Genomic DNA, 17748 nt, shown 5'->3' with positions numbered 1-17748 from the left:
AGCTGTAACAAAAGATTTGGTTAGTTAAGTAGTTTGTGATTACCAGGCTTTTGTAGTGGATTGCCTGGTAATTTTTTAAAGTTGAAGTTAACAATTGCTTCTTTGATTTAAAGAGCATAAAATAATATATAATGAATAAAAAAACGACAGTTCTTTTCGCATTATTCCTTAGCTGTATCCTACACGCGCAATGGAAACCACAAGGAGATAAAATCAAGACTAAATGGGCAGCCCAGGTAGATCCAAATAAAACATTGCCCGAATATCCCCGTCCGATTATGGAGCGAAGCCAATGGAAAAATCTGAATGGTCTTTGGAATTACGCCATTCAGGAATCCGGAAAAATAGCACCTTCAAAATATGACGGACAAATTCTGGTTCCGTTTGCGGCAGAATCAAGTTTGTCGGGCGTTATGAAACAGGTTGGAGCAGAAAAAGAGCTTTGGTACGAAACTAATTTTAGTATAGATCCTAATTGGAACGGCCAGAATATTCTATTGCATTTTGGAGCTGTAGACTGGAAAACAGAAGTTTACATAAACGATATAAAAATAGGGTCACATACTGGCGGCTATACGCCGTTTTCGTTTGACATTACACCTTTTATCAAAAATGGAAATACTCAAAAACTAGTGGTAAAAGTTTGGGATCCATCAAACGACGGCACTCAGCCAAGAGGTAAACAAGTCAAAAACCCTGAAGGAATCTGGTACACACCCGTTACAGGAATTTGGCAAACGGTTTGGATTGAGCCTGTAAATGCAAAAAATATTACAGCATTAAAAACAACTCCAAACATCGACCAAAATAGCATCAGCATAAAGGCTGAAGTTGCAGGAGCAGAAACAGGAGATATTATCGAAATTGCTGTTTTGGATGGTGGAAAAGAAATTGCAAAAGAAAAAGCAGTTGCTTCGGAGAATGTAGAAATTATACTGAACAATCCAAAATTATGGTCGCCGGAAAATCCTTTTTTATACCAGACAAAAATCAGTCTGATCAGTAAAGGCAAGGTAGCAGACGAAGTAAAAAGTTATTTTGCCATGCGAAAAATTTCATCAAAAAGAGATGAAAACGGCATTATGAGAATGCAGTTAAATAACAAAGATTATTTCCAGTACGGCCCGCTGGATCAAGGCTGGTGGCCAGACGGATTATATACTGCACCAACAGACGAAGCGCTAAAATATGACATTATTAAAACCAAAGAATTAGGCTTCAATATGATTCGTAAACACGTAAAAGTAGAGCCGCAACGCTGGTACACCCATTGCGACCAGTTGGGAATTTTGGTTTGGCAGGATATGCTTAGCGGAGATGCTCAGCCGATTTGGCAGGACAGAAAATATTTTGACGGAACAGAATTACAACGTTCTCCAAAATCTGAAGAGATCTACAGAAAAGAATGGAGAGAAATTATGGATCATTTGTATTCTTATCCGAGCATTGTGGTTTGGGTTCCGTTTAACGAAGCCTGGGGACAGTTTAAAACAGTAGAAATTACAGAGTGGACCAAAAATCACGATCCAAGCCGATTGATAAATTCTTCAAGCGGTGGAAATCACTTTCAGACTGGTGATATTTTAGATTTGCACAAATATCCGGGGCCTGATTTGTATTTGTACGATGCCAGAAGAGTTACTGTTTTAGGAGAATATGGCGGAATAGGTTTGCCTCTTGAAGGACATTTGTGGAAAACAAATGACAATTGGGGTTATGTCAAATTCAAGAATGAAAATGAAGTTACAAACGAGTATATAAAATATGCGCAAACTCTGAAAAACCTTGTAAAATCAGGATTTTCAGCAGCAGTTTATACGCAAACCACAGATGTGGAAGGTGAGGTAAACGGTTTCATGACGTATGACAGAAAAGTTGACAAAATGGATTTCAAAAAGATTAATAAAATCAACAGAGAGGTTATTGAGACGCTGAATCAGGCTAATAAATAGTTTTTGTTTACGCAGATTTTTGCAGATCTGGCAGATTATTAAAAAGATAATTTAAATCAGCAAAATCAGCAAAATCTGCGTGAAAAAATAATTATTAAGAATTACTGTAAAGTTTGTCTCATTTACTCACAACAATAAAAACATTTTCTAAATGAAAAAATACCTAATTCTTTTTCTGTTCACAACTATAAGTTTTGCACAGCAAAAAACATTTTCAAACCCAATTCTGCCTTCGGGTGCAGATCCCTATTCTACCTATTACAAAGGATATTATTACTACACTAATACACTCGGAAACAGACTGGTATTATGGAAAACCAAAGATTTGTCTGAACTCAAAAATGCAGAAAGCAAAGTAATCTGGGAGGCGCAGAAAGGAACTAATTATGCTGCCGGAATATGGGCACCGGAATTTCATATCATCAACGGAAAATGGTATTGTTATTTTGCAGCAGACAACGGCGAAAATAAGAACCACAGAATGTATGTTTTAGAAAATAAATCTTCAGATCCATTTAAAGGAAAATGGGATTTTAAAGGAAAAATTGCAGCCAAAACAGATAAATGGGCCATTGACGGAAATGTTTTTGAGTATCAAAAACAACTGTACATGATCTGGGCAGGCTGGGCAGGCGACACCAACGGACAGCAAAATATTTACATTGCCAAAATGAAAAATCCACTGGAGATTGAAGGTGACCGCGTTTTGATTTCATCGCCAACTCACGGATGGGAAACACATGGAGCGCTGCATGATGATGTAAATCCGGCGCAGGTAAACGTAAATGAAGGCCCGCAGTTTTTGGCTCATGATGATAAAATTTTTATTGTTTTTTCGGCAAGCGGATGCTGGACAGATTTTTACGCTCTGGGTTTATTGGCTTTTAATGGCGGAAATAATTTACTGGATCCTTCGGCCTGGAAAAAATCAGAAGAACCAATTTTTCAGCAAACAGCAAAAAATGGCGTATATGCTCCGGGACACAATTCGTTTTTTAAATCTCCCAACGGAAAAGAGGACTGGATTTTATACCACGCCAATTCAAATCCCGGAGAAGGATGCGGAAACAAAAGATCACCGAGAATGCAGAAAATCAGTTGGGATACAAACGGGTTTCCGGTTTTGGGCGAACCTGTGAGTGAGCAGACCATTCTGGCCATACCTTCAAAATAGATAAATAAATAACCAGAGGATAAATTATTTTTTCCTCATAATGATATAAAAGATGAAAAACCTACAAATAGCCGGAGTTGTATTGCTGGCACTTTTTCAGTTTAATTGTAAAGACGCAAAAAAAGAAGATGCAATTTCTAAAGAAACAGCACAAGAAACTGCAGCAGATTCAATAAAACCGGTTTTGGAAGCCAAAAATTTTGATACCATAATTGACGGAAAAAAAGTCAATTTGTACTGGATTGAAAATAAAGGAATAAAAGCAGCTTTTACCAATTACGGAGGTAGATTAATCGGACTTTGGGTTGCAGACAAAAACGGAAAACAAACCGATGTTGTAGTCGGAATGAACTCTGCAAAAGGATTTAAAACGTCAACAGAACCTTATTTTGGTGCCACGATAGGAAGAGTAGGAAATCGTATTGCAAACGGAAAATTTACTTTGGAAGGAAAACAATATCAGGTTCCGTTAAACAATGGAAAAAATACCCTGCATGGTGGGAGTAAAGGTTTTCAGGATGTAGTTTGGGATGTGGCGAAAACAAATCAAAACACCTTGATTTTTAGTTATGTTTCTCCAGACGGGGAACAGGGCTTTCCCGGAAATTTAACTGTAAAAGTTACCTACACGCTTACAGCAGATCAATCTGTAAAAATGGAATATGAGGCAACGACAGATAAAACTACAGTTGTTAATCTAACGAATCATGCTTTTTTTAACCTGAACGGAGAAGGAAGCGGCACAATCCTGAATCACAGTCTTGAGATTTATGCAAACGAATTTACACCTGTAGATGAAGGATTGATTCCGTCAGGGGAATTAAAACCGGTAAAGAATACCGTTTTTGATTTTACTACAAAACATACCATCGGAGAACGTATTGAAACAAAAGACGAGCAATTGAAATTCGGAAAAGGATATGACCACAATTATGTCTTAAACGGTACAAAAAAGAACGGCTTAAATCATGCTGCAACAATATCGGGAGATAAGTCAGGTATTACTTTAGCTATTTACACTCAAGAACCTGGTCTGCAGTTTTATAGTGGTAATTTTATGCAATCTAAAAACACTTTTAAATCGGGTGCAAAAGACGATTTCAGAACTGCCTTTGCCTTAGAAACACAACATTTTCCGGATGCTCCAAACCAGCCGAAATTTGCACCGATTGTTTTGAAACCGGGACAAAAATATAAGACAGTTTCTGTTTATCAGTTTTCGGCAAAATAAGTTTTTATTTGTAAAAAGAGGAGTGTTTTGTCATCCTGATCCCGAGGCTTCGGGAGAAGGAACACACTAAAATTCCGTAAAGAGAATCGCTAATCTTTGTCGAGTTTCGTGTGTGGTTCTTCCTTCGTCAGGATGACAAAAAAAAGAAAAAACTTCGGTAAAATTTAAATCCAATAAAAATGAAGAAAATACTAACGCTCATAGCATCACTTTGTGTCTTTGTGGCCTGCTCGCAGGAAAAAGACACCAAACCGCCAAAAACAGTACAATCAAATCCCATTTTACTGGCCGATCCGACGATTTTTTACAATAAAGGGACTTACTATTTGTACGGAACTACAACAGGAAATATTCCGAACGGAGAAGGGTTTCAGGTTTATACTTCTTCTGACCTGAAAAAGTGGAATGGACCATCGGGCGCGCAAAATGGTCTGGCTTTAAAAAAGGGAGATTCTTTTGGAGACAAAGGTTTTTGGGCACCGCAAATTTTAGAATACAATAAGAAGTTTTATATGATTTATACAGCAAACGAAAATATTGCCATTGCTGTAAGTGATAGTCCGCTTGGGCCTTTTAAAAATGAATCTAAAAAGGCAATTATAGAAAGCGGGAACCAGATTGATCCGTTTATTTTTATTGATGAAGATGGAAAAAAATACTTATATCATGTACGGTTAACAAACGGAAACCGAATTTTTGTCGCCGAAATAAATGATGATCTCCAAAGTATAAAACCGGAAACTTTAACCGAATGTATTTCCGGAACTTTACCTTGGGAAAACACAGAAAATAAGAGCTGGCCGGTTACAGAAGGCCCGACAGTTTTAAAACACAATGGATTGTATTATCTGATTTATTCTGCCAATGATTTCAGAAATCCCGATTATGCAGTAGGTTATGCCACAAGCAAAAGTCCGCTTGGGCCTTGGGAAAAATCTGCTGACAGTCCTGTAATTAGCAGGAAAAACACAAACCAAAACGGAATTGGCCACGGTGATGTTTTTTGGGACAAAGACAATAAAATGCATTATGTTCTTCATACACATTATACTAATTCGGCAGTTTCTCCAAGAAAAGCCGGAATCATTGATCTTAGTTTTGAAGGAAATAAAATAAAAGCAGAAAGCAAAAGCTTTGTTTTATTCGAAAAATAAGAGCCTTTCATAATTATAGAAGACCGCATCAAAGTTACCAGTATAAATAAAAAAATTATCCCTGACAATACTGTTTTGGAATGATTTTGCTTTTATAGACTTTTTAGTTTTTTCATAAAGACAGGAAACACTTCATTCAATTCTTCAAACAAAGGATTATTGCGGTATTTTAATTTTATTTCACTAAATAATTTTAGGCCAATTGCAAATTGTGTCGCTTCAGACGGACTATCGAATAGATTTTTGTCTTTCATTTTTTGGATGATTCCGAAGATTTCGTCGTGATTATCAAATTCAATTCCAAGTTCTTTTGCAGGCTGTGTTTCGCCATTTGCATATTCTTTCAGACTAAGAGTAAGATAATATTTGTTTGATCTTTTTTCCATGGTATTTATGTTTTATTTTAACCATTTGTCAACTATGGTTTTAAATGTTTCTTTGTATTGTTCTCCCACCGTAATTTCTGTTTTTCCAATCAAAATTGAATTTTTGGTGATCGCACTTATTTTGTCCAGCGAAACAATAAAAGAACGGTGCACTCTCATAAATTTTGCCGACGGAAGTTTTTCTTCTAAAGCTTTGAGCGATATAAGCGAAAGCACCGATTTCTGGGCATCATCAAGATGTACCTTGACATAATCTTTTAAGCTTTCTATATATAAAATATCTTTGAGCGAAATCCTGACCCATTGATATTCTACCTTTAAAAAGATAAATTCATCATCTGCGGTAACTGTCTGAATATGATTTGCAGCTTCTTCGGTCAATTGTAACACTTTGTTGGCGGCGCGTAAAAATTCTTCATAGCTAAAAGGCTTTAAAAGATAATCAACGGCATTTACCCTGTAACCTTCAATTGCATAATGATTATAAGCCGTGGTAAAAATTATTTTCGGAATCGGCCCCGGCTGATCCTGCAAAAGCCGTGCAAGCTCCATTCCTGTCAGATTAGGCATATTGATGTCCAGAAAAACAATATCAGGCTGTTTTTCACGAATTAAACTCAGGGCTTCGACTGCATTATCACAGCTGCAGTTGAGCTGTAAAAAAGGAGTCTGGTCTATAAAAGTTTCGACCAGTTTTAGCGCCAATGGTTCATCATCTACTGCTATGCATTTTAATACGGTCATTTTTCAAGATTTATTTGCAATTCAACTTCATATTTTCCATCCTTATTTACACCGCAGACTAGTGAGTGTTTATGAGGATAAATAAGCTGTAATCTGCGTTTGGTATTCGTTAAGCCAATTCCGCCAGGTTCAGTATTCGATGTTTTTTCGAAGAAAGTATTCAGAACCTCAAAGGTAAGATTGGTATCATTTTGTTTTATCGCAATTATTATTTCGCTTTTTTCGGTAGCATTTACACCATGTTTAAAAGCATTTTCTACTAAAGGTAGTAATAACATCGGTACGATGGGATAATCATGCAGTTTTTCGGGAATTTGGGTAATGATAGTCAGCTTGCTGTTGGCACGAAGCTTCATCAATGCGATAAAATCTTTTAAGAATTCAACTTCTTTAAGAAAGGTAGTTCTTTCGCCTTCAGTGCTGTAAAGCAAATAACGCATCATTCGGCTCAAGGTATGCAAAGCATTTCTGGAATCTTCAATATTAGAATAAGTAAGGGAATAAATGCTATTTAGGGAATTAAAGAAAAAATGCGGATTGATCTGTGCTTTCAGCATGGCGAGTTCTGCCATTGTTTTGTCCTGTTCCAGTTTTTGTTTGTGCTGTGCCGCCTTTTGCCAGTACTGCAGCATTGACCAGCTTGTACTAATACCTAAAACCAGCAGAGTGAGCATAAAAACATAATTGTCAAAATACGGATTTCTGTATTTTTTAAAACCTAAAACAATGCTTATTTTGGTATGAAGGTCTGTCTGCGATGTAAAAAAATACGCAATAAGCTGCATCGTAAATATGGCCAGAAAAGCCCAGACCAAAAAGGGGCTGGTATTGTCTTTAATAATCGTTTTCGGAACAATGATTTTTGCATTAGAATAAAATAAAATAATCAGCAAAACCAATACAATCATCTGCCAGAGCCAAAAAACCTGGGGCAGCACAACATTCCAGGTTAATGGAATGTAGAACAACATGATAAACCCCAGTAATAACCAGCCCAGAATGTGCAGTCCGGTAAATAAATAAGGTCTGAAAAAATTTGGTGCCATTGTAATTTGATGAATTTATAAGCAATATTACATTTTATTTGAGTACCATTTTAAACCAATCGCCCAATATAGAATTACACTCTTTATAAACCATTTTAGAACCGACGAGCATTAATTAAACAGCTGTTTAACTTTTTGAAAAAAACCATCGGCTGTCAGGTCATCTCTATCGATTGTATTTTGCTCTTCGTCTATTGAAATTTTTTTGTACCTTATATTTTATTTCTTTTGTTAGTATATAATCGATAATTACAACTTTTTCACAATGAATAAGCAATCATTTTTAAGCATACTCGCAGCATCAATTGTTATCGCATCATGTGGTAAGAAAGATGATAAATCGGCTCAGGCCGGAGGAGCCCCTCAAGTTAAGGAATACAAGACATTGATCTTACAGCCGCAATCTGCTACATTAAACACAGATTATCCGGCAAGCATACAAGGTCAGGAAAATATAGAAATCCGCCCAAGAGTTGAAGGTTATATAGAAAAAATATATGTAGATGAAGGTGCGGTTGTAAAAACAGGACAGCCTTTGTTTAAAATTAATGCTCCCGAATACGAGCAGCAGGTACGTACAGCTACTGCAAGCATCAAAAGTGCACAGGCATCGGTAAGTACAGCAAAACTGGCTGTTAACAAAGTTAAACCACTTGTAGATAAAGGAATCATAAGCAAATACGAATTAGAATCTGCTCAATATAATTACGAATCGGCAATGGCGACTCTGGCGCAGGCCAATGCAGCTTTGGTAAATGCAAAAGTTAATTTAGGATACACCACTGTTACAAGTCCGGTGAACGGAGTTGTAGGATCAATCCCGTTTCGTTTAGGAAGTTTAGTTGGATCTAATACAGCAGAACCTCTGACAACCGTTTCAAGTATCGGAAACGTATATGCCTATTTTGCCATGAACGAAAAAGTACTTTTAAGCTTTACTAAAAGTGCCTCAGGATCATTAGCGCAAAAAATCAAGCAATTGCCGGCAGTTTCCCTGTTACTTTCTGATGGAACTGAATATACCGAAAAAGGACGCATCGAAACCGTAAACGGATTGATTAATACCGAAACCGGTACGGTAAACATCAGAGCCCGTTTCCCAAACCCAAGAGGAATTATCAGAAGCGGAAGCAGCACAACAGTTAGGATTCCAAATGAAATCAAAGACGGATTACTTATTCCGCAAAGTGCAACATTCGAACTTCAGGATAAAATCTTTGCTGTTACAGTTGGAAAAGACGGTAAAACCAAAAACGTCAACATTACCGTGATGGAAAATACACCAGGAAACTACTATGTGGTTACCAGCGGTTTAAATTCCGGGGATCAAATCGTTTTAGAAGGTGTTGCCACATTAAAAGACGGTTCTCAAATAAAGGTTCAAAATCAGAGTGCAGAAACGGTATACGCAGACTTAAAATAAGAAAAGAAAATGTTTAAAATATTTATACAACGACCTGTACTTTCTACAGTAATATCTGTTATTATTGTGATTTTAGGAGTCTTAGGTTTGATTGAGCTGCCTATTTCTCAATATCCCGATATCGCTCCGCCAACAGTAAACGTTTCTGCAAGTTATACAGGAGCCAATGCTGACGTAGTTTTAAAAAGTATCGTAATCCCGTTAGAAGAGCAAATTAACGGTGTAGAAAACATGACCTACATGACTTCTACAGCCACCAATGACGGAAATGCTTCTATTAAAATTTTCTTTAAAGTAGGTACTAACCCTGATTTAGCAGCTGTAAACGTTCAGAACAGGGTTTCCAGAGCAACAAGTTTACTGCCCGTAGAGGTAACACAGGCAGGGGTAACGGTAACCAAAAGTCAGAGTAGTAACTTACTGATTTTCTCGTTATACAGTGATGACAAAACCTACGATCAGACCTTCCTTCAAAATTATGCCAAGATCAATCTTGTACCTCAGATCCAGCGTGTAGTCGGAGTAGGAGATGTAACCGTTTTTGGAGCAAAGGATTATTCGATGAGAATCTGGCTTAAGCCGGATGTTATGCAGCAATACAAGCTGATTCCGAGTGATATTTCGGCTGCTTTGGCCGAACAGAATATAGAAGCTGCACCGGGTAAATTTGGTGAGAACGGAAACCAGGCTTTTCAATACGTAATCAAATACAAAGGACGTTTGACAAGCGACACAGAATTTGGGGATATCATCATAAAATCTGTCGGAAACGGACAAATGCTGCGACTAAAAGATGTTGCTAAAGTAGAATTAGGATCACTGAGTTATTCGGCAACCATTAGAACCAACGGTGTAGAATCTGCAGCGATGGCGATAAGCCAGACTCCGGGATCAAACGCCCGCGATGTAATTATTAATTCTAAAAAACTGATTGAAGAAGCGGCAAAAACTTTCCCGAAAGGAGTAAAATATACACTTCTGGTAGATGTTAATGAAAATCTGGATGCTTCTATCGAAAAAGTAATCCATACCCTGATCGAAGCTTTTATTCTGGTTTTTATTGTGGTATTTATTTTCCTTCAGGATTTCAGATCTACATTAATTCCGGCTATTGCAGTTCCGGTTGCGATTGTAGGAACTTTTTTCTTCCTGAATTTATTCGGATTTACAATCAACTTATTAACGCTGTTTGCAATGGTTCTGGCCATTGGTATTGTGGTCGATGATGCTATTGTCGTCGTCGAGGCTGTTCATGCCAAACTGGATCATGGCTACAAATCGGCCAAAAAAGCTACGATAGATGCGATGGACGAAATTTCGGGTGCGATTATTTCGATTACACTTGTAATGGCAGCCGTATTTATTCCCGTAACATTTATTACAGGATCTACAGGAGTTTTCTACAAACAATTTGGTATAACATTAGCAGTAGCGATTATTCTTTCGGCAGTAAATGCATTGACATTGAGCCCGGCATTATGTGCCTTATTGTTAAAGCCTCATGCAGACGATCATAAACACAAAAGTTACCTTCAGCGGTTTTACACAGCGTTTAACGTCGCTTTTGATAATGTAACGGGCAGATACAAACGCTCGGTTCAATTTCTTTCCATAAAAAAATGGATTGTACTGGCGGCTATTCTTATTGCCGGTGCAGGATTATTTTATATGATGAAAACCACGCCGTCAGCTTTCGTTCCGGCAGAAGATCAGGGAACTGTTTTTGCTAACATTAGCTTACCGCCATCTGCTTCTATGGAGCGTTCTGATAAAATTGCCAAACAGGTTGACAGTATTGCCAAAACGATTCCGGGTGTTAAAAATACGCTTCGTATTGTGGGGCAAAACTTTACAGCAGGAGCGGGTAGTGCGTACAGTATGGTTATTGTAAAACTCGAAACATGGGATAAACGTGATTTGAGTGTTAATGATGTAATCGGTCAGCTTTTTGCGAAAACCAGCGGAATTCGTGAAGCCAATATTTTCTTCATATCGCCTCCAACCATTCAGGGATTTGGACAGAGTGGCGGATTCGAGTTTCAGTTACAGGATAAAGGAGGGCATACAACCGCAGAATTCTTTAAAATCAATACAGCATTTTTGGAACAGTTGGCTAAACGTCCAGAAATACAATATGCAACAACACCTTTTAATCCTGGTTTTCCTCAATACATGATGGATGTAAATCTGGCAAAAGCCAAAGATGCAGGGGTGACAATCAACTCAATTTTGTCTACTATGCAAGGGTATTATGGAGGTTTATATGCATCAAATTTTAATAAGTTTGGAAAACAATACCGTGTCATGATTCAGGCTGCACCAGAATTTCGTGCAAATCCGGAAGGGCTTAATAAAATCTTTGTCAGAAACAGTTCGGGAACAATGGCCCCGATTACAGAGTTTGTAAAAATGACCAGGGTTTTTGGCCCGGAATCTATTTCAAGATTTAATCTTTTCTCTTCTATTTCTATTACCGGAGCTCCAAATCCGGGTTATAGTTCAGGAGACGCCATAAAAGCCATTCAGGAAGTTGCGGCAGAGCATCTTCCTGCTGGTTATGGTTATGAATTCTCAGGGTTAACGCGTGAGGAACTGGCTTCGGGAAGTGAAACAATTTTCATTTTTATCTTATGTCTGGTTTTTGTTTACTTCCTTTTGAGTGCACAATACGAAAGTTATATTTTGCCATTTGCCGTATTATTCTCGATTCCGTTTGGATTGGCAGGAGCTTATTTGTTCTCTATTATATTCAAACTAAACAGTAATATTTACCTGCAGATTTCCTTAATCATGCTGATCGGATTGCTGGCGAAAAACGGTATTTTGATTGTAGAATTTGCTCTTGAGCGAAGACGTAAAGGACTGCCAATCGTTCAGGCAGCGATTGAAGGTGCTGTAGCACGTTTACGACCAATTTTGATGACGTCTTTTGCCTTTATTTTAGGACTTGTTCCTTTGATGTTTGCTACTGGGGCCGGTGCGGTTGGTAACAAATCAATTGGTACAGGAGCCGTTGGCGGAATGTTGATCGGTACTATTCTGGGAGTATTTGTTATTCCGGTATTGTTTATCGTTTTCCAGACCTTACAGGAAAAAGTAAGCGGCCCGGCCAAAGAAGGTTATGATGAAGATGATGAAGAAGAAACACCATTATTAGAAGCTCATAAAGAGTAATAATTAAATTAAAAAAAAATGACTCATAGTTCAAATAAATATATTCTTTTGATAATTGCCGCTGCACTTTTGAGTGCGTGTGCAGTTAAAAAATACGAACGCCCCGCAACGGTCTCGACAGACAAGCTGTATCGTGATGAAGTTTCGGCAGATTCTACAACTATTGCCGATATGCCGTGGCAAAGCGTTTTTAAGGATCCAAAACTTACAGCCTTAATTCAGAAAGGACTCGATCAGAATTTAAACCTTAAAAATGCAATTGAAAATATCGTTCAGGCCCGCGCTACTTTGCGTCAAAGCAAATTAGCGTATTATCCAACCTTAAATCTGGATGCCAGCGTAACACGTAACAAACAATCTGAAGCAGGACTTAACTTTCCTCCGGGAATTAATATCAATACCCTGACTACTACTTATAAATTAGGTTTAAGCACATCATGGGAAGCTGATATCTGGGGAAAATTGAGCAGTACCAAAAGATCTGCTTTTGCCTCATACCTGGCAACAGATGCGGCAAAACAAGCCGTACAGACACAATTGATTTCTGATATTGCCAATAATTACTTTTTGCTGATGTCTTATGACAAACAACTAGAAATTACCCAGAAAACATTAGAAAGCCGTATTGAAAATGTTGAAATTATAAAAGCTCTAAAAGAAGGCGCAATTGTAACCGGAGCAGCAGTGGTACAAAGTGAAGCCAATCGTTATGCAGCAGAAGTTTTGATTCCGGATCTAAAACAAAGAATTCGCGAGACAGAAAACACACTGAATATTTTGATGGGACAAGGGCCGGGGCCAATTGACAGAGGACGTTTGGAAGATCAGGCAATACCGGAGAGTGTTGCCATTGGTATGCCGTCTCAATTACTGCATAACCGTCCGGATGTCCGTCAGGCGGAATTTAATTTCAGAGTCGCTTTTGAATCGACAAATTTGGCCAGAACTTATTTTTATCCAAGTTTGACACTTACAGCAAGCGGAGGATTTTCTAATTTGCAATTAAAAGACTTTTTTGACCGTTCGATTTTTTATTCGATCATTGGAGGGTTAACGCAGCCGCTTTTTAATCACGGACAGAATAAAGCACGATTGACAACAGCGCAGTCACAACAATTACAGGCATATAATAATTTTCAGCAAAGCCTTTTAATAGCAGGACAGGAAGTTTCAAATTCCCTGTATGCTTATCAAATGGCAGTTGCAAAACAGGATTCGAGAGCCAAACAAATAGAATCGCTGGAGAAAGCAGTAGATTATACACAGCAATTGTTAGAATATAGTTCTGCTACCAACTATACAGATGTATTAACTTCTGAACAAAATCTTTTGGCAGCACAATTGAGCGGTGTTAATGATAATTTGCAAAAATTACAAGCTTTGGTTGATTTGTACAGAGCTTTAGGCGGAGGATGGAAATAAAAGTAAACTTTAACTGATAAAAATAGACTTTTGGTCGATTGTTTTTAAGATTCTGTCTAAAATAAAGTTAAAACGCTCGTTTTGGTATTATTTTAGATTGATACAAACCAAGTTTAATACTTAACAACAAAAAAGATGAAAAAATTAGGACTGGCTTTAGTGCTTTTAATGGGGATGTTATCTCACGCACAAGTTTCAATAAACGTAAATGTAGGTACCCCTCCAAGCTGGGGACCAGTTGGGTATGACAATAGCAGATATTACTATCTGCCGGATATTGACATCTATTATGATATAAACCAGAGTCAATTTATTTATGATAATAATGGCGCCTGGGTTCGTGTAAACAGATTACCGTCAAGATACAGAAACTATGATCTTTATGGTGGTTACAAAGTAGTGCTTAACGATTACAGAGGCAACACACCATATTCGTATCATTCCAAACACAGGGCAGCTTATCCAAAAGGATACAAAGGTAAGCCACAAAAAAACAGAGGCAATAAGCCGGAAAAATACAACAAGCCGGATAAACAAACACCTCAAAAGAATAGTCCTAAAAAATCAAATGGAAATTCAAACAAAGAAGGTAATAATGGCAATGGTAATAATGGAAATGGCAATAAAGGTAATGGTAAACACCATTAATTAATTTGGTTAAAAACGCCTCAAAAATTTGAGGCGTTTTTTTTTGTTTTAAGAAATAATCTTTCCAAATATCAATTTGCAAATAGGTGATCTTTTAATATTCAAAAAACAGACTTTTTTGCACCTCCGGATTTTCAATAAATTATAAGCAGGTACTATTTTATGTTTGAAGGATATTAGCATAAAATAGTATATTAGCACCCGTCAAAAGACTATAAATACCAAATTTTAAACCAGCCAAAAACAACTGAAATGGAGAATATTACAGTCATTATTATGCTCTTGTTCGGGGTCGCTTTCCTGAGTATCCTAAGTAAAAAATATAATTTTCCCATCCCGATTGTACTGGTTCTTTGCGGAGTTGTGATCAGTATCGTTCCCGGACTTCCTGTAATCGCCTTAAATCCCGATGTTGTTTTTATTATCTTTTTACCACCGCTTTTATATCATGCAGCATGGTATACGAGCTGGTCAGAGTTTAAACAAACCGTTCGTCCGATCACGCTTGCTGCTGTTGGTCTGGTACTTTTTACTACCGTAGCCGTCGCCATTGCGGCACATATGCTTATTGATGATATTTCCTGGCCGTTGGCTTTTTTACTCGGCGCTATAGTTTCTCCTCCCGATGCCGTTTCGGCTACTTCGATTACAAAAGGTTTAGGACTGCATCCCAGGCTTATCGCAATTCTTGAAGGGGAGAGCCTCCTTAACGACGCCAGTGGTCTTGTGGCATATAAGTATGCCTTAACAGCCATAGTAGCAGGTAATTTTGTACTCTGGCAGGCAGGATTAAATTTCTTTATCATGTCTACACTCGGTATAGCCATTGGACTGGGAGTAGGATTTGTAATGAGTTTTGTACACAAGAAATTTGTCTGTGATGAAGTAATCGAAGCAACACTAACCCTGCTGACACCTTTTGCCTCTTACCTGATTGCCGAGCATTATGAATGTTCGGGAGTTTTGGCAGTAGTTACAACCGGTTTATACCTTTCGGCCAGATCGGGAACAATTTTTACCCATGAAAGCCGTATGATGACGGGAACAATCTGGAGCGTTCTTACCAATATCCTAAACGGTCTGATCTTTATCCTGATTGGTTTACAGCTTCGTCAGATTATGGAAGGAATCGGAGATTATTCGGGTATGTCCTTATTTATTTGGGGCGCAGCTGTGAGTATCGTAGTGATCGTGGTTCGTTTTTTATGGGTGGTTCCGGCAACATTGATACCGCGGTTTTTAAGTAAAAAGATTCGTGAAAAAGAAGAATTTGATTACCGAAACATGATTATTTTCGGATGGTCGGGAATGCGCGGTGTTGTATCAATGGCAGCAGCTTTGGCTTTGCCTTTAACCATTAATAATGATACAGAAGCTTTTCCGTTGCGAAACCTGATTATTTTCCTTGTTTTTTGTGTAATCCTTTCGACTCTGGTCATTCAGGGACTGACGCTTCCGTGGGTGATTCGTAAATTAAAAATCGAGCCATATTCGATTTTGGCAGAAGAATACAATGTCCGTAATGTGATTGTTTCGGAAACTATCACGCATATTGAAGATAATTTTTCTTTATTGAATGATGATCTTCTTCATAATATAAAAAGCAAATACGAAGTCAAATTTAACCGTTTGCAGAAAACCGAATTACCCGCCAATTTTTTTGGAAAAGGAAATATGCTCGGGGGCGAAATCTTTAATGATTTTACCAAACTGCAAATTGACCTGCTTAATGTCGAGCGCTCCAAACTCGAAGTAATGCACAAAGCAGGCGCTGTAAACGAAGAAATCTTCCGAAAGATAGAGAAAGAACTCGATCTTGAAGAAAGCCGTTTGTGGATGGAAATTTATGATAACTAACAAAAAAACAAAACCTCTGATTTACTGAATCAGAGGTTTTACTTTTGTTCCTATAAGTTCGATGGCGTTCATCAACTGGCTGTGTGTAAGGCCTGCATTGTCCATTTGGAAAGTAAATCTCGAAATGCCGCCCAGTGCATCGCTGTGACGCAAAATTTTCTCTGCTACTTGTTCCGGATTTCCAAGAACCAAAACTCCTTTTTCGTCTGCCAGATAATCAAATTTCTCTTTTGTTACCGGCGGCCAGCCACGTTCCAGACCCAATTTTGTCCAAAGTTCGGCATAACCCGGATAGTATTCGGCAATAGCACTTTCGTTGGTTGCAGATACATAACCCGGCGAATGCAGACCGACTTTTAGTTCTTCGGGTTTAAAACCGTTTGCCTGTCCGGCTTCTCTGTATAAATCAATCAGTGGACGAAAACGGTGTGTTTGTCCTCCAATTACGGCTACCATTAATGGCAAACCTAACGTTCCGGCTCTCACAAAAGATTCCGGGCTTCCGCCAACGCCAAGCCAAACGGGTAATTTTTCCTGTATAGCTCTCGGGTACACCGGAAGATTATTTAATGGAGCACGGAATTTTCCTGACCAGGTTACAAATTCGTTATCACGAATCTGGAGTAAAAGTTCCAGTTTTTCCTTAAAAAGTTTGTCATAATCATTCAGGTCAAATCCGAAAAGGGGATAAGCTTCAATAGAAGATCCGCGGCCTACTACAATTTCTGCTCTTCCTTTGGAAATTAAATCCAGAGTGGCAAAACTTTGATAGACGCGCACAGGATCTGCTGCGCTTAAAACACTTACGGCACTCGAAAGTCTGATTTTTTTGGTACGCGCTGCGGCCGCACTCAGAATGACTGCTGTAGCTGAATCTAAAAATTCTTTTTTGTGGTGTTCTCCAATTCCGAAAACATCGAGTCCGACCTGATCGGCAAACTCAATTCTCTGAAGCAGCTGCTCCATGGCATCTACGCTGCTAAGCGTGTTGTTTTCGCCGTACATCGCCGACGCAAAACTGTCTATTCCTATTTCGATCATACCGTAAAGATACTAAATTTACCTTTTTTTGCAGTTAGGAAAATGCTATGAAAAGCATAACTTTTAAAAGAAGAATTATGACTTTTCCTGCTGTTTACGGATATATTCCCGATGCGATTTCCCCCAGTTGATCATTTCGGTTATAATAGGCCCAAACGATCGGCAATAATCGGTTGACTCATAAAGAATAACGATTTCCGCATCACGGTCTTCGGTTCTTTTTACGAGATTATTGAGTTCCATATCCTTCAATTCCTTCGAAAGCATACGTGAAGTAATCCCCGGAATACTCTGCTGAATTTCCTTAAAACGATGATTGCCATTACAAATAGAATTAATAATAGGCAGTTTCCATTTTCCTCCTAAGACGTAGATGGTGTCTTGTAAGGCTTGGACTTCTTCTTTTTGGTTTCTTTGCATAAGCCGGGATTTTAAATTGTGACTTAATTGCAAAAGTATTTAAAAGTTGTTGAATACAAACAAAGGTGATGAGAAA

14 protein-coding genes are annotated in these 17748 nt (G+C 38.1%); 9 read left to right on the top strand and 5 right to left on the bottom strand.

What is annotated here, in order from left to right:
- Positions 1-131: 131 nt before the first annotated feature.
- The 4 genes from JOD96_RS05295 to JOD96_RS05280 all read left to right on the top strand — a co-directional run bounded on the left by JOD96_RS05295 (position 132) and on the right by JOD96_RS05280 (position 5511).
- Positions 132-1952, top strand: a complete 1821-nt coding sequence (locus JOD96_RS05295; RefSeq protein WP_209563227.1) for a glycoside hydrolase family 2 protein — start codon at positions 132-134, stop codon at positions 1950-1952.
- Between the two features lie 151 nt (positions 1953-2103).
- Positions 2104-3126, top strand: a complete 1023-nt coding sequence (locus tag JOD96_RS05290; protein ID WP_209563226.1) for a family 43 glycosylhydrolase — start codon at positions 2104-2106, stop codon at positions 3124-3126.
- Between the two features lie 52 nt (positions 3127-3178).
- Positions 3179-4357, top strand: coding sequence for an aldose epimerase family protein (locus tag JOD96_RS05285; protein ID WP_209563225.1), 1179 nt, complete (start codon positions 3179-3181; stop codon positions 4355-4357).
- 179 nt (positions 4358-4536) lie between these two features.
- A complete protein-coding gene (locus JOD96_RS05280; protein ID WP_209563224.1) occupies positions 4537-5511 on the top strand; it encodes a glycoside hydrolase family 43 protein in 975 nt (324 codons plus the stop codon).
- 92 nt (positions 5512-5603) lie between these two features.
- On the opposite strand, the gene JOD96_RS05275 is transcribed toward JOD96_RS05280, so the two are convergent.
- The 3 genes from JOD96_RS05275 to JOD96_RS05265 are packed head-to-tail and all read right to left on the bottom strand — an operon-like array spanning position 5604 to position 7687.
- The gene (locus JOD96_RS05275) at positions 5604-5897 is read right to left on the bottom strand and encodes a DUF3861 domain-containing protein (RefSeq protein WP_209563223.1); all 294 of its coding nucleotides are present in this window, start codon (positions 5895-5897) and stop codon (positions 5604-5606) included.
- A gap of 12 nt (positions 5898-5909) precedes the next feature.
- Positions 5910-6641, bottom strand: coding sequence for a LytR/AlgR family response regulator transcription factor (locus tag JOD96_RS05270; RefSeq protein ID WP_209563222.1), 732 nt, complete (start codon positions 6639-6641; stop codon positions 5910-5912).
- The gene (locus JOD96_RS05265; protein ID WP_209563221.1) at positions 6638-7687 is read right to left on the bottom strand and encodes a sensor histidine kinase; all 1050 of its coding nucleotides are present in this window, start codon (positions 7685-7687) and stop codon (positions 6638-6640) included. The genes JOD96_RS05270 and JOD96_RS05265 overlap by 4 nt, the downstream gene beginning before the upstream one ends.
- A 265-nt stretch (positions 7688-7952) precedes the next feature.
- Between JOD96_RS05265 and JOD96_RS05260 the strand changes: the two genes are divergently transcribed.
- The 5 genes from JOD96_RS05260 to JOD96_RS05240 all read left to right on the top strand — a co-directional run bounded on the left by JOD96_RS05260 (position 7953) and on the right by JOD96_RS05240 (position 16211).
- A complete protein-coding gene (locus JOD96_RS05260) occupies positions 7953-9110 on the top strand; it encodes an efflux RND transporter periplasmic adaptor subunit (protein WP_209563220.1) in 1158 nt (385 codons plus the stop codon).
- Positions 9111-9119: 9 nt separating this feature from the next.
- Positions 9120-12284 carry an efflux RND transporter permease subunit gene (locus tag JOD96_RS05255; RefSeq protein ID WP_209563219.1) on the top strand — a complete coding sequence of 1055 codons (3165 nt, stop codon included), beginning with the start codon at positions 9120-9122 and terminating at the stop codon, positions 12282-12284.
- Between the two features lie 18 nt (positions 12285-12302).
- The gene (locus JOD96_RS05250) at positions 12303-13706 is read left to right on the top strand and encodes an efflux transporter outer membrane subunit (RefSeq protein WP_209563218.1); all 1404 of its coding nucleotides are present in this window, start codon (positions 12303-12305) and stop codon (positions 13704-13706) included.
- Positions 13707-13841: 135 nt separating this feature from the next.
- Positions 13842-14354 carry a hypothetical protein gene (locus JOD96_RS05245; protein ID WP_209563217.1) on the top strand — a complete coding sequence of 171 codons (513 nt, stop codon included), beginning with the start codon at positions 13842-13844 and terminating at the stop codon, positions 14352-14354.
- Positions 14355-14606: 252 nt separating this feature from the next.
- A complete protein-coding gene (locus JOD96_RS05240) occupies positions 14607-16211 on the top strand; it encodes a Na+/H+ antiporter (RefSeq protein WP_209563216.1) in 1605 nt (534 codons plus the stop codon).
- 21 nt (positions 16212-16232) lie between these two features.
- Here the strand turns inward: JOD96_RS05240 and JOD96_RS05235 are convergent, their stop codons facing one another.
- Complete coding sequence (locus JOD96_RS05235; RefSeq protein WP_209563318.1) at positions 16233-17249, bottom strand: LLM class flavin-dependent oxidoreductase; 1017 nt, start codon at positions 17247-17249, stop codon at positions 16233-16235.
- 78 nt (positions 17250-17327) lie between these two features.
- Positions 17328-17672 (bottom strand): winged helix-turn-helix transcriptional regulator, encoded by a 345-nt coding sequence (locus tag JOD96_RS05230; RefSeq protein WP_209563215.1) that lies wholly within the window; start codon positions 17670-17672, stop codon positions 17328-17330.
- Positions 17673-17748: the final 76 nt, after the last annotated feature.

It is taken from the genome of Flavobacterium sp. 1355, assembly GCF_017833415.1.
In the GTDB taxonomy this organism is placed as follows: Bacteria; Bacteroidota; Bacteroidia; order Flavobacteriales; family Flavobacteriaceae; genus Flavobacterium.
This window is presented reverse-complemented; position numbering and strand designations above follow the sequence as displayed.

Excerpts from the sequence above, each read along its gene's own strand:
- JOD96_RS05295 (WP_209563227.1), top strand. The coding sequence starts at position 132 with ATGAATAAAAAAACGACAGTTCTTTTCGCATTATTCCTTAGCTGTATC.
- JOD96_RS05290 (WP_209563226.1), top strand. The coding sequence starts at position 2,104 with ATGAAAAAATACCTAATTCTTTTTCTGTTCACAACTATAAGTTTTGCA.
- JOD96_RS05285 (WP_209563225.1), top strand. The coding sequence starts at position 3,179 with ATGAAAAACCTACAAATAGCCGGAGTTGTATTGCTGGCACTTTTTCAG.
- JOD96_RS05280 (WP_209563224.1), top strand. The coding sequence starts at position 4,537 with ATGAAGAAAATACTAACGCTCATAGCATCACTTTGTGTCTTTGTGGCC.
- JOD96_RS05275 (WP_209563223.1), bottom strand. The coding sequence starts at position 5,897 with ATGGAAAAAAGATCAAACAAATATTATCTTACTCTTAGTCTGAAAGAA.
- JOD96_RS05270 (WP_209563222.1), bottom strand. The coding sequence starts at position 6,641 with ATGACCGTATTAAAATGCATAGCAGTAGATGATGAACCATTGGCGCTA.
- JOD96_RS05265 (WP_209563221.1), bottom strand. The coding sequence starts at position 7,687 with ATGGCACCAAATTTTTTCAGACCTTATTTATTTACCGGACTGCACATT.
- JOD96_RS05260 (WP_209563220.1), top strand. The coding sequence starts at position 7,953 with ATGAATAAGCAATCATTTTTAAGCATACTCGCAGCATCAATTGTTATC.
- JOD96_RS05255 (WP_209563219.1), top strand. The coding sequence starts at position 9,120 with ATGTTTAAAATATTTATACAACGACCTGTACTTTCTACAGTAATATCT.
- JOD96_RS05250 (WP_209563218.1), top strand. The coding sequence starts at position 12,303 with ATGACTCATAGTTCAAATAAATATATTCTTTTGATAATTGCCGCTGCA.
- JOD96_RS05245 (WP_209563217.1), top strand. The coding sequence starts at position 13,842 with ATGAAAAAATTAGGACTGGCTTTAGTGCTTTTAATGGGGATGTTATCT.
- JOD96_RS05240 (WP_209563216.1), top strand. The coding sequence starts at position 14,607 with ATGGAGAATATTACAGTCATTATTATGCTCTTGTTCGGGGTCGCTTTC.
- JOD96_RS05230 (WP_209563215.1), bottom strand. The coding sequence starts at position 17,672 with ATGCAAAGAAACCAAAAAGAAGAAGTCCAAGCCTTACAAGACACCATC.